At 64.8% G+C, this 11155-nt stretch carries 13 protein-coding genes; 12 read left to right on the top strand and 1 reads right to left on the bottom strand.

Annotation, left to right across the window (positions count from 1 at the left end; genetic code table 11):
* Positions 1–78 precede the first annotated feature (78 nt).
* Positions 79–999, bottom strand: coding sequence for an alpha/beta fold hydrolase (locus TSA1_RS27090; protein WP_174719097.1), 921 nt, complete (start codon positions 997–999; stop codon positions 79–81).
* Positions 1000–1156: 157 nt separating this feature from the next.
* Here TSA1_RS27090 and TSA1_RS27085 point away from each other — a divergent pair, with 157 nt between their 5' ends.
* The 12 genes from TSA1_RS27085 (at position 1157) to paaE (ending at position 11100) form a co-directional block, all read left to right on the top strand.
* The gene (locus TSA1_RS27085) at positions 1157–1540 is read left to right on the top strand and encodes a hypothetical protein (RefSeq protein WP_100181358.1); all 384 of its coding nucleotides are present in this window, start codon (positions 1157–1159) and stop codon (positions 1538–1540) included.
* The gene (locus tag TSA1_RS27080; RefSeq protein ID WP_100179010.1) at positions 1537–2619 is read left to right on the top strand and encodes a PHA/PHB synthase family protein; all 1083 of its coding nucleotides are present in this window, start codon (positions 1537–1539) and stop codon (positions 2617–2619) included. The genes TSA1_RS27085 and TSA1_RS27080 overlap by 4 nt, the downstream gene beginning before the upstream one ends.
* Positions 2616–3209 carry a GNAT family N-acetyltransferase gene (locus TSA1_RS27075; RefSeq protein ID WP_174719096.1) on the top strand — a complete coding sequence of 198 codons (594 nt, stop codon included), beginning with the start codon at positions 2616–2618 and terminating at the stop codon, positions 3207–3209. Before TSA1_RS27080 ends, TSA1_RS27075 begins: the two co-directional genes overlap by 4 nt.
* A gap of 206 nt (positions 3210–3415) precedes the next feature.
* Entirely contained in the window at positions 3416–3871 is a 456-nt protein-coding gene (locus TSA1_RS27070) for a phasin (RefSeq protein WP_100179008.1), read from the top strand.
* A 171-nt stretch (positions 3872–4042) separates the two neighbouring features.
* On the top strand, positions 4043–5329 hold the full coding sequence (locus TSA1_RS27065; protein WP_100179007.1) for a DUF445 domain-containing protein: 1287 nt from the start codon (positions 4043–4045) through the stop codon (positions 5327–5329).
* 190 nt (positions 5330–5519) lie between these two features.
* A complete protein-coding gene (locus tag TSA1_RS27060) occupies positions 5520–6290 on the top strand; it encodes an esterase/lipase family protein (RefSeq protein WP_100181357.1) in 771 nt (256 codons plus the stop codon).
* A gap of 217 nt (positions 6291–6507) precedes the next feature.
* Positions 6508–7374: a phenylacetic acid degradation operon negative regulatory protein PaaX gene (paaX, locus tag TSA1_RS27055; RefSeq protein ID WP_100179006.1), complete on the top strand. Its 867-nt coding sequence runs from the start codon at positions 6508–6510 to the stop codon at positions 7372–7374.
* A gap of 76 nt (positions 7375–7450) precedes the next feature.
* Positions 7451–8443, top strand: a complete 993-nt coding sequence (gene paaA, locus TSA1_RS27050; protein ID WP_174719095.1) for a 1,2-phenylacetyl-CoA epoxidase subunit PaaA — start codon at positions 7451–7453, stop codon at positions 8441–8443.
* An 11-nt stretch (positions 8444–8454) separates the two neighbouring features.
* A complete protein-coding gene (paaB, locus tag TSA1_RS27045) occupies positions 8455–8742 on the top strand; it encodes a 1,2-phenylacetyl-CoA epoxidase subunit PaaB (RefSeq protein WP_100179004.1) in 288 nt (95 codons plus the stop codon).
* Positions 8742–9518, top strand: a complete 777-nt coding sequence (gene paaC, locus TSA1_RS27040; protein ID WP_174719094.1) for a 1,2-phenylacetyl-CoA epoxidase subunit PaaC — start codon at positions 8742–8744, stop codon at positions 9516–9518. The genes paaB and paaC overlap by 1 nt, the downstream gene beginning before the upstream one ends.
* Positions 9512–10015, top strand: a complete 504-nt coding sequence (paaD, locus tag TSA1_RS27035) for a 1,2-phenylacetyl-CoA epoxidase subunit PaaD (RefSeq protein WP_100179002.1) — start codon at positions 9512–9514, stop codon at positions 10013–10015. The genes paaC and paaD overlap by 7 nt, the downstream gene beginning before the upstream one ends.
* Before the next feature lie 2 nt (positions 10016–10017).
* A complete protein-coding gene (paaE, locus tag TSA1_RS27030) occupies positions 10018–11100 on the top strand; it encodes a 1,2-phenylacetyl-CoA epoxidase subunit PaaE (RefSeq protein ID WP_174719093.1) in 1083 nt (360 codons plus the stop codon).
* The last annotated feature ends 55 nt before the right edge of the window (positions 11101–11155 follow it).

Below are 11155 nucleotides of genomic sequence, written 5' to 3'. Positions count from 1 at the left end.
AACCGATCCTCCCCAAAATCGAGAGATTCCGCTAGGTTCGAGTCGATTTGGAGTCCGTCGAACTTCAGATTCGGGACACTAGGCGGCCTGCGCCGCCGCGCCATGGGCGTGCTTGTCGATGGCGCCGATGATCTCCGGCCAGAAGCGCATCGGCAGCGCATGGCCCATGCCTTCGATCATCAACAGTCTTGCGTTCGGAATTGACGCCGCTGTGTCCTTACCGCCTTCGGGGCGGACCAGCGGATCGACGGTGCCGTGGATGACGAGTGTGGGAGCCTTCACGGCGTGCAGCCGCTCCTTGCGGCTGCCGGAGGCCAGCACGGCGCGAAGCTGGCGGCCGACGCCGGCCGGATTGAGCCCGCGCGCGAACACGCGCTCGGCGCGCTCAGGATCGAGCGCTTCCTCCTCCGGGAAATGTCCGGCGCGCAACACTTTCCAGGTCTGGCCGTAACGTAGGATGAACTCTTCCTTGCTGCGCGGCGGTGGTGCCATCAGCATCGCCGCGGCCTCGCGGCTCGGCGGCGGCACGCGCGGATTACCCGTCGTCGACATGATCGATGTCAGCGAGCGGACACGATGCGGAAACGACAGCGTCACCTCCTGCGCGATCATGCCGCCCATGGACGCCCCGACCAGATGCGCCGACTTGATGCCGAGCGCATCCATCAGCCCGACCGTGTCCTTCGCCATGTCGATCAGCTTGTAGGTCGCCGCGACCGGAATCCTGAGGAAGCGCAGCTTCAAGAGCTCGAGCGGCGTCAGGCGCTTGCCGCCGGTGAGATGGCTGGACTTGCCGATGTCGCGGTTGTCGAAGCGGATCACGCGGAAGCCGCGTGCGGCAAGCTGCTCGCAGAACGCATCGTCCCAGTGGATCATCTGCGCCCCGAGCCCCATGATCAGCAGCAGCGGCTCGGCGTTGTCGTTGCCAAAGATCTCGTAGCAGATGTCGATGCCGTTGGCGCGGACGGTCTGGGGCGACTGATGGGTGGTCACGGGCATTCCCTTCGCTCTTGATCAGTCGTGTATCGCACGGTTTCACGCCGCAAAGAAGCCATGTGCGCCGCACTGGCCGACCTGCCGGTTGACCGGCACCGCGCAACGGTGTGGTATGGCGAAAAAGAAGGGCATCGCAGCTCTCGATTTCAGGAGGACGCCGATGACCGACAAGACCAATGACCCCGTTGCCATGTGGCAGAAGATGGTCGGCGAGATGGAGAAGGGGTTCAACTCTTTCGCCAACCAGGCCATGTCGTCGCCCGAGTTTTCACAGGCGGTGAACCGCGCGGGCGGAGTTGCTGCAGGTGCTCAGAAGCAGCTCGGCGAGCTCATGGAGAAATATCTCGTCTCGATGAACCTGCCGAGCCGGGAGCAGGTCACGGGTCTTGCCGAGCGGCTCCAGTCCGTCGAAGCCCAGATCGGCGAGATCAAGTCGATGCTGAGCCAGATGGCGGCGAATTCCGGCATCTCGCAAGGCTCCGACGGGACGCCGCGGCCGCCGCGGACCAAGCGTCCGCCGTCCGAGGGCGGAGACCAGGCATGAACGCGCCGCCAGGACTCGATTTCGCATCCATCCCCGAGCGCATCCAGTCCGAGGTGCAGCGCGCCATCCAGCGCAGCATCAAGGGTGTCGAGTATTTCTCGACCTCAGGCCCGACGCTCGGCTCGACGCCCAAGGACGTGCTGCATTCGCGCGGCACCATGAATCTCTATCACTACCGGCCGATGTCGGACGAGATCTACCGCGTGCCGGTGCTGATCGTGATGGCGACCACCAATCGCGGCTACATTCTCGATCTCGTCCCCGGCCAGAGCTTCATCGAGTTCCTGCTCAAGCGCGGCTATGACGTCTACATGCTCGACTGGAGCGCGCCGCGGCCGGAGGAAAAGAGCCTGCGGATGGAGGACTACGTCCTCGACTTCATCCCGGATTGCGTTCGCCGCGTACAGGCCGATTCCGGCGAGCAGGAAGTCTCCGTGATCGGTTATTGCTTCGGCGGCGTGCTATCGCTGCTCTATGGCTCGATCCACGCGAACGGGCCGATGAAGAACCTGATCTGCTTCACCACGCCGATCGACTTCCGCGAGATGAAGCTGTTCTCGAACTTCTCCGACCGTCGCTATTTCGACGTCGACCATCTCGTCGACAGCGTCGGCAACGTGCCGCCGGAGATGATCCTGTCCTCGTTCGAGATGTTACGCCCGGCCTCGCGCACGGTGAGCCAGATCCAGCTCTGGGAAAACATCTGGAACGACGAGTTCGTGAAGTCCTACCGCATGTTCGACCGCTGGGCGACCGATACGCTGCCGCTCGCGGGCGAGTATTTCCGCACCATCACCAAGGACCTGATGTGGGACAACAAGCTGTTCAACGACACCATGTCGGTGGGCGGCCGGGCGGCGAAGCTCGAGAACATCAAGGTGCCGATCCTGCACGCGGTGGCCGAGCACGACCACATCGTGCCGTATGAGGCCGCCAAGCACCTGATCGCGAAGATCGGATCTGCGGACAAGGAAGAGGTGATGCTGAAAGGCGGTCACGTCTCGCTCGTCGCGGGCGCCAATGCCGTGAAGCGGCTGTGGCCGAAACTGGATTCCTGGCTGGGGAAGAGATCGACATGAGCGAGCAGCGTTCCTATCCGCGTCACGTCAAGACCGAGGCCGGCGATATCGAGATTCGTCTGATGGCACCTGCGGACGAGGCCGCGGTGCTCGCGTTCGGCAAGGGGCTGCCGACCCACGACCTCTTGTTCCTGCCGCGCAATATCAGCGAGCCGAAGGTGCTGTCAGCCTGGGTCAAGGAGATCGAGCGCGGTGCGATCACGAGCCTGCTCGCGGTCAGGGACGGCAAGGTCGTCGGCTGCGGCACTCTGGTGCGTGATCCCCACTCCTGGTCGCCCCATGTCGGTGAGATCCGCATGGTGGTCTCGCTCGATGTCCGCGGGAAGGGGGTGGGGCGGGCGTTGTCACAGGAAACCTTCGCGCTCGCGCTCGGCGCCGGCCTCGAGAAGCTTTCGGTCCAGATGACGGTCGACCAGCAGTCGGCGATCGCCCTGTTCGAGAGCCTCGGTTTCAAGGCCGAGGCGCTGCTGCGGGACCATGTCCGGGACGTCGACGGCAAGACCCACGACATCGTCGTGCTCGGCCACAACATCGCGCAGGTCCAAGCCCAGATGGAGGCTTATGGGCTGCCGGGCGCCGTCCAACACTAAAAAATCGAATTCAACCCCATGCACAGTAGGCAAGGGGCCAGAAAGGCAGCAGATTGCCTCTCATTAAGGCTATTCACGAATTCGTGATACTGCAGTGCAATACGAATGTTGCATCGCACCATTAACTATGCCATATAGGTCGTGCCCCGGGCCAACGAGGACGGGGTGAGCCCATAGCTCAACCTAATGAGGATGGAGAGAACCCCATGACCACCGAAACCAACACCGCTTTCGAGGGCTTCAAAGACGCTTTCAAGAACATCCAGAATCTGGAAGTTCCCGAGGCCGCCCGCGAATTCGTCAAGAAGTCTGCCAACACCGCCAAGGACCGTGCTGCCGAGGTGTTCGCTGGCTCCGAGCGCGTGACCGCCGCCGTCGAGAACGCGGTGACCGAGTCCGTCACCGAAGCCGGCAAGATCAGCCGCAACATCCAGCAGGCGATCTATGAAGACGCCGAGGCGTTCTTCTCGGGCATCGACAAGCTCGCGTCCGCCAAGTCGTTCAGCGAAGCCGTTGAGATCCAGTCGGGTCTGCTCCGTGCCCGCGGCGAGGCGTTCGTCTCGCGCGCCAAGGCGACCACCGACTATCTCGGCAAGCTCGCCGCCAACGGTGCGAAGTCCGCTCAGGACAACTTTGCCAAGGTCTACAACAAGACCGCCTGATCCGGCGGCCTGAGCACAAACTGAATTTGAGGCCCGCTTCGGCGGGCCTTTTGTTTTTGTCACGTCGCCTCTGCCGTCATTCCGGGGCGATGCGAAGCATCGAACCCGGAATCTCGAGATTCCGGGTTCGGTCCTGCGGACCGCCCCGGAATGACGTATTCTAAAATCGTCATGACCCCACCCGCCACCTTCCCCTTCGACACCCCCGGCGATGCCGAGCGCGCGGCCGAGCTGCGCCGCGTCAAGGCGCTGGCGACGCTGGTGCTGGCGGCGACGCTTCTGCTGTTCGTCGTTGCGAAATGGCTGCTGCCCGTGCACCCCGTGTTCGGCTTCATCGCGGCCTTCGCGGAGGCCGCGACCATCGGCGGCCTCGCCGACTGGTATGCCGTGGTCGCGCTGTTCAAGCGGCCGCTCGGCCTGCCGATCCCGCACACCGCGATCATCCAGGGCAATCAGGCCCGTATCGCCGACAAGCTCGGCGAGTTCATCCAGGTGCATTTCCTCGAGGCCGGTCCCGTCGAGGCCAAGCTGAACGAGATCGATTTCGGCTCCTTCGTCGCCGACTGGCTGCGCGACCGCAAGCGCAGCGATGACCTCGCGCGCTTCGCGCTACGCCTGCTGCCGGAGGCAGTCTCGGCGACGGAAAGCTCGGGCCTGATGACCTTCATCATCCGCCGCATGTCCTCGCAGCTTCAGGCGATCGACCTGGCGCCGCTCGCGGCCGGCACGCTGCGCGGCTTCGTGGCGGAGGGGCGGCACCAGATCCTGTTCGACGATCTCCTGCGCGTGATGCACGAGACGCTGAACCAGACGGAGACGATGGCGATGATCCGCGAGAAGGTGCGTGCGGAGTTGCCGACCCTGCTCAGGCTCTACCGCGCCGATAAGTTCCTGGTGAACAAGATCGTCGCCTCCGCCACCGCTTTCTTCAACGAGGTGCGCAGCGATCCCAAGCACCCGTTCCGCGGCGAGTTCGATCGCATGGTGCTGAGCTTCGTCGATCGGCTCGGCACCGACCAGGCCTATATCGACCGCATCGACGGGCTGAAGCGCGATCTGCTGGCGCGGCCCGAGCTCGCAGATCTTGCCCGCACGGTCTGGGCCAACACGCGCTCCTTCATCGAGCGCAGCGCGAGCGGCGAGACGCAGGTGCTGCAGCATCATCTCGCCGGCATGTTCGTCTCCGCAGGTGAAGCGCTCGCCGGTGATGCCGAGCTGCGCGGCGAGATCAACAAGGGGCTGGTGACGGTGCTGCGCAGCTTCGTCGCCGACCAGAAGAGCGGCGTTTCGATCTTCATCTCCGACCAGGTCAAGGCGTGGGACATGGCGCAGTTGATTTCGCTGATCGAAATCAACATCGGCCGCGACCTGCAATACATCCGCTTCAACGGCTCCTTGATCGGCGGGCTGGCCGGGCTCGCGCTCTACTCCGTAGAATTCCTGCTCCGATTGCTGTGACTTTTGCGTCACGGCCGTTAGCATTAACGCGGGGGCCTATTGTCGCCCCGCATCTCTCCCGCTTGAATGTCGGGAACCGGCCGCTTAGCTGATTCATGTTGCGCTGCGGAACGATCAAGAAGCCGGCGTATTGGAATTCATGCCCATTGCCGGCATCGCAGCCGGCGCCTTCTTCCCAGGGGAAACATTGATGACCGCTACTGCCCAGACGCTGCGTCCGCCGTCCCGTACCCTGATGTTTCTGGAAGGGCGCGCGATCCACGAGTTCGGCGCATTCCTCGGCGCGCTGCCGCTGCTGAGCCTGGCGCCGCGCGGCGATGGGCATCCGGTGCTGGTGCTGCCCGGCCTTGTGGCCTCCGACGCGTCCACGCGGGCGCTGCGCAGCTTCCTGTCCGGCAAGGGCTACGCGGTGAGCGGCTGGCGCCAGGGCCGTAACTACGGCCTGCGTCCGGGTGTGCAGCATGCGATGGTCGATCTGGTCCAGGAGCTTAGCGACACGCACGGCCGCAAGATCAGCCTGGTTGGCTGGAGCCTCGGCGGCCTCTACGCGCGCCAGCTCGCCAAGATGATGCCCGAGCGCGTGCGTCAGGTGATCACCCTCGGCAGCCCCTTTGCCGGCGACCCGCGCTCCACCAATGCCTGGCGCGTCTATGAATGGGCGAGCGGGCAGAAGGCCGATCAGGTCGATCCGCGCTTCGGCGGCGAGCTCGCCGTGCCGCCTCCGGTGCCGACCACCGCCATCTTCAGCCGCACCGACGGCGTCTGCGCCTGGCAGGGCTGCGTGGAGAAGAGCGGCGCGCAGACCGAGAGCGTCGAGATCGAGAGCAGCCATTGCGGCATGGGCCATCACCCCGCCGCGGTCTATGCCGTGGCCGACCGGCTTGCGCAGAAGGAGGGCCAGTGGAAGCCCTTCGACCGCAGCGGCTGGCGTAGCCTTGCCTATCCCGATCCGCACCGGTGATTTCTTTCTTCGCCTCTCCCCGCACGCGGGGAGAGGCCGGAATTTGCGATCAGCAAATTCCGGGTGAGGGGGAGTCTCCGCGAGTCCATCTGTCACTGAGCTTGCGGATACAGCCCCTCACCCCAACCCTCTCCCCGTAAGAACGGGGAGAGGGAGCAGCAAGAGCCGTCGCTTCCATCCATTGTCGCGCCCGCACCAAACGCGCTATGCCTCTCACATGGCGCATCCGCTCTCCCGCATCATCGACCAGCTCAAGCGCGAACCCTCGCGTACCGGCTCCATCGTCATCACCGTGTTCGGCGACGCCATCGTGCCGCGCGGCGGTGTGGTGTGGCTCGGCACGCTGCTGGAGTTCTTCGAGAGTCTGGACATCGACAGCGGCGTCGTTCGCACCGCGATGTCGCGTCTTGCTGCCGATGGCTGGCTGACGCGCGAGAAGGTCGGCCGCAACAGCTTCTATCGGCTGGCCGACAAGGGGCGCCAAACCTTCGAGGCCGCGACGCGCCACATCTACGATCCGCCGCCGTCGGACTGGACCGGACGATTCGAGCTGCTCCTGATCGGCAATGGCGAGGACCGCGACGCCTCGCGCGAGGCGCTGCGCAATGCCGGCTTCGGCAGTCCGCTGCCGGGCGTCTGGGTCGCGCCATCAGGTGTGCCGGTGCCGGATGAAGCTGCGGGTGCGATCCGTCTCGAAGTCTCCGCCGAGGATGACAGCGGCCGTCGCCTGCTCAGCGCGAGTTGGCCGCTGCAGCGCACTGCGGATGCCTATCTCAAGTTCATGAAGACGTTCGAGCCGCTGCGCGCCGCGATTGGGCGCGGCAGGGATCTGTCCGAGGCCGACGCCTTCACCGCGCGCATCCTCCTGATCCACCACTACCGTCGCGTCGTGCTGCGCGATCCGCTGCTGCCTGAAAGCCTGTTGCCGGCGGACTGGCCGGGCAGGGCGGCCCGTGAGCTCTGCGGCGAAATCTATCGCGCGCTGCTCGCTCCATCCGAGCAATGGCTCGACGATCATGCAAGCAACGAAAAGGGGCCGTTGCCGCCCGCGCGAAAGCTGCTGGAACGGAGGTTCGGCGCCTGATCTTTATGTTACAGAAATATCTTGCATGAAGTCATTTTTGTTATATATTGCCTCCCAATAAATCGGGAGGATGCGCATGTATACCCAGGCGCTGAACACGGCCGAGACCGACGACCGCGGTCTGGAGGACGCCGCCAAGGCTGCGCAGTTCCAGGCGCGTATCGATGCCGAGGAGCGCATCGAGCCGAACGACTGGATGCCGGCGGCCTATCGCAAGACGCTGACCCGACAGATCTCCCAGCATGCCCATTCCGAGATCGTCGGCATGCTGCCCGAAGGCAACTGGATCACGCGCGCGCCGACCTTGCGCCGCAAGGCCGCGTTGCTCGCCAAGGTGCAGGACGAGTGCGGCCACGGGCTCTATCTGTATGCCGCCGCCGAAACGCTCGGCAGCTCTCGCGAAGAGCTGGTCGACGCCATGCTCGCCGGCAAGGCCAAATATTCCTCGATCTTCAACTATCCGACGCTGACCTGGGCCGACATCGGCACCATCGGCTGGCTGGTCGACGGCGCGGCGATCATGAACCAGATTCCACTGTGCCGTTGCTCCTATGGTCCCTATGCGCGCGCGATGATCCGGGTCTGCAAGGAGGAGTCGTTCCACCAGCGCCAGGGCTATGAGATCATGCTGACGCTGTGCCGCGGCTCGGACGAGCAGAAGGCGATGGCGCAGGATGCGCTAGATCGATGGTGGTGGCCGGTGCTGATGATGTTCGGCCCGCCCGATGCCACCAGCCAGCACAGCGACACCTCCACGAAATGGAAGATCAAGCGCTTCTCCAATGACGAGCTGCGCCAGAAGTTCGTCGATGCCACCGTGCCGCAGGCGCAATATCTCGGCCTCACCATTCCCGATCCGGGCATGACACAGGATGCCGACGGGCATTGGCGCTACAGCGAAATCGACTGGACCGAATTCAAGCAGGTGCTCGCCGGCAACGGCCCGTGCAACCGCGATCGCATGGCGGCGCGCCGCAAGGCGCACGCGGAGGGCGCCTGGGTGCGCGAGGCGGCGGCTGCCTATGCCGCCAAGCGCGCGCAACGTCGGACCGCGCAAGCCGCCGAATAGGGGAGATCGTTATGTCCACGCCGAACACGCCGCTGTGGGAAGTCTTCATTCGCAGCCGCAACGGGCTCGCGCACAAGCACGTGGGATCGCTGCATGCGAGCGACGCCACCATGGCGCTGCAAGCCGCCCGCGACATCTACACCCGCCGCGGCGAAGGCCTGTCGATCTGGGTGGTGCCGTCGAGCGCGATCACCGCGAGCGATCCCGCCGAGAAGGGCATGATGTTCGAGCCGGCGGAATCGAAGATCTACCGGCATCCGACGTTCTACGAGGTGCCCGAGGAAGTGGGGCACATGTGATGGCGACCGCCAACATCGAGGTCTCCGAAACACCGCTGGTGCTCTACACCCTGCGCCGTGCCGACGATGCGCTGATCCTCGGCCACCGGCTGTCGGAATGGTGCGGGCATGCCCCGATGCTGGAAGAGGACATGGCGCTCTCCAACATCGCGCTCGATTTGATCGGTCAGGCGCGCGAGCTCTATGGCTATGCCGCCAAGGCCGAAGGCCGGGATAACGACGAGGACAAGCTCGCCTATCTGCGCGACGTCAGGCAGTACCGCAATCTGCTGCTGGTCGAACAGCCCAATGGCGACTTTGCGCAGACGCTGGTGCGGCAGTTCTTCTATTCCGCCTTCGCCGACATCTACTGGCGCGCGATGATGGCTTCGCGCGACACGACGCTGGCCGCGATTGCCGCCAAGTCGGAGAAGGAGAGCGCCTATCATCTGCGCCACGCCTCGGAATGGCTCATCCGGCTCGGCGACGGTACCGATGAGAGTCATGCCCGTGCGCAAGCGGCGATCGATCACCTCTGGGCCTTCACCGGCGAGATGTTTGCCGTCGATGACGGCGAGCGCGCGCTGATCCATGCCGGCATCGCCGTCGATCCCGGGCCCTTGCGCGGTCGCTGGCTGCAGACGTTGTCCGATGTCGCACACGAGGCCACGCTGATCCTGCCGCAAAACGACTGGATGCAGCAGGGCGGCCGCGCGGGTCGACACAGCGAGCATCTCGGCCATCTTCTGTCCGAGCTGCAATCGATGCAGCGCACCTTCCCGGGGCTGACATGGTGACGGTGCTCGATCGCGACAACGAACTGCGTCAGCGCGCCTGGGATGCCGCGGCGAGCGTGGTCGACCCGGAGATCCCGGTCTTGACCATCGCCGATCTCGGCGTGCTCCGTGACGTTGCCGTGGCCGGCGACCATGTCGAGGTCGCGATCACGCCGACCTATTCCGGCTGTCCGGCGATGAACATGATCGCGCTCGAGATCGAGCTGGCGCTGGAGCGCGCCGGTTTTCACCGCCCAAAGGTCCGCACCGTGCTGTCGCCAGCCTGGACCACCGACTGGATGAGCGAGGAGGGCCGGCAAAAGCTGCGCGCCTACGGTATCGCGCCGCCGCAGGCCTCCAGCTCACGCCGCGCCCTGTTCGGCGCGCAGGCCGTGGCGTGCCCGCAATGCGGCTCGGAAAACACCGAGCTGCTCTCCGAATTCGGCTCGACCTCCTGCAAGGCGCTGTGGCGCTGCAAGTCCTGCCGCGAACCCTTCGATTATTTCAAGTGTCATTGACCATGTCAGCAGCCGCACCCCGCTTCCATCGCCTGGCCGTCAACGATCTTCGCCGCGAGGCGGCCGACGCCGTCTCGATGACCTTCGCCATTCCCGGCGAACTCGCGCGCGACTACGCCTTCACGCCCGGCCAGTACCTCACGCTCCGCACCACGCTGGACGGCGAGGAGGTGCGCCGCTCCTATTCGATCTGTTCCGGCCCTGAGGACGGCGAGATCCGCATCGCGGTGAAGAAGGTCGACGGTGGCGCGTTTTCGAATTGGGCGGCGGAAGACCTCAAATGCGGCGACGAACTCGACGTGATGACGCCGACGGGCCGCTTCGGCGCGGTTCCGCCGGCAGATCGCGCGCGCATCCATGTCGGCTTTGCCGCGGGCTCCGGCATCACGCCGATCCTGTCGATCGTGAAGGGCGTGCTCGCTCGCGAGCGGGAGAGCCGCTTCTTCCTGTTCTACGGCAACCGCACCACCGACAACATCATGTTCCTCGAAGCGCTCGAGGAGCTCAAGGACCGCTTCATCGATCGCCTCTCGATCTTCCACGTCATCTCCGGCGAGGACCAGGACATCCCGATCCTGCATGGCCGGCTCGACGGCGACAAGGTGGGGGTGCTGCTGCGCTCGCTGGTGCCGGCGGGAAGCGTCGATCATGTCTACATCTGCGGTCCCCTCGGCATGAGCGAGGACATCGAGACGACCTGCCGCAGGCTCGGCATCGCGGAAGACCGCATCCATGTCGAGCGCTTCGTCTCCGAGTTCGGCGGCAAGCCGCGGCCGAAGAAGGCCGTTGCGCCCGACGCGCCGCCGAAAGCGATCGCCTCGCTGATCATCGACGGCAAGCGCCGTGACGTGCCCGTGGCCGAGGACGAGGCGATCCTCGATGCCGCGCTGCGTGCCGGCGTCGATCTGCCGTTCGCCTGCAAGGGCGGCATGTGCTCGACCTGCCGCGCCAAGCTGGTCGAAGGCGAGGCGCCGATGGACATCAACTATTCGCTGGAGCCGTGGGAGCTGAAGGCGGGCTTCGTCCTGACCTGCCAGGCCAAGCCGTCCTCGGAGCGCGTCGTGGTCGATTATGACCATGTCTGATCGGGCGTATCAGGGCCTGACGATGCAAATGCGTCGCATTATTTGACAGTTTTGG

It is taken from the genome of Bradyrhizobium nitroreducens (assembly GCF_002776695.1).
Lineage (GTDB): Bacteria > Pseudomonadota > Alphaproteobacteria > Rhizobiales > Xanthobacteraceae > Bradyrhizobium > Bradyrhizobium nitroreducens.
This window is presented reverse-complemented; position numbering and strand designations above follow the sequence as displayed.

Excerpts from the sequence above, each read along its gene's own strand:
- TSA1_RS27090 (WP_174719097.1), bottom strand. The coding sequence starts at position 999 with ATGCCCGTGACCACCCATCAGTCGCCCCAGACCGTCCGCGCCAACGGC.
- TSA1_RS27085 (WP_100181358.1), top strand. The coding sequence starts at position 1,157 with ATGACCGACAAGACCAATGACCCCGTTGCCATGTGGCAGAAGATGGTC.
- TSA1_RS27080 (WP_100179010.1), top strand. The coding sequence starts at position 1,537 with ATGAACGCGCCGCCAGGACTCGATTTCGCATCCATCCCCGAGCGCATC.
- TSA1_RS27075 (WP_174719096.1), top strand. The coding sequence starts at position 2,616 with ATGAGCGAGCAGCGTTCCTATCCGCGTCACGTCAAGACCGAGGCCGGC.
- TSA1_RS27070 (WP_100179008.1), top strand. The coding sequence starts at position 3,416 with ATGACCACCGAAACCAACACCGCTTTCGAGGGCTTCAAAGACGCTTTC.
- TSA1_RS27065 (WP_100179007.1), top strand. The coding sequence starts at position 4,043 with ATGACCCCACCCGCCACCTTCCCCTTCGACACCCCCGGCGATGCCGAG.
- TSA1_RS27060 (WP_100181357.1), top strand. The coding sequence starts at position 5,520 with ATGACCGCTACTGCCCAGACGCTGCGTCCGCCGTCCCGTACCCTGATG.
- paaX (WP_100179006.1), top strand. The coding sequence starts at position 6,508 with ATGGCGCATCCGCTCTCCCGCATCATCGACCAGCTCAAGCGCGAACCC.
- paaA (WP_174719095.1), top strand. The coding sequence starts at position 7,451 with ATGTATACCCAGGCGCTGAACACGGCCGAGACCGACGACCGCGGTCTG.
- paaB (WP_100179004.1), top strand. The coding sequence starts at position 8,455 with ATGTCCACGCCGAACACGCCGCTGTGGGAAGTCTTCATTCGCAGCCGC.
- paaC (WP_174719094.1), top strand. The coding sequence starts at position 8,742 with ATGGCGACCGCCAACATCGAGGTCTCCGAAACACCGCTGGTGCTCTAC.
- paaD (WP_100179002.1), top strand. The coding sequence starts at position 9,512 with ATGGTGACGGTGCTCGATCGCGACAACGAACTGCGTCAGCGCGCCTGG.
- paaE (WP_174719093.1), top strand. The coding sequence starts at position 10,018 with ATGTCAGCAGCCGCACCCCGCTTCCATCGCCTGGCCGTCAACGATCTT.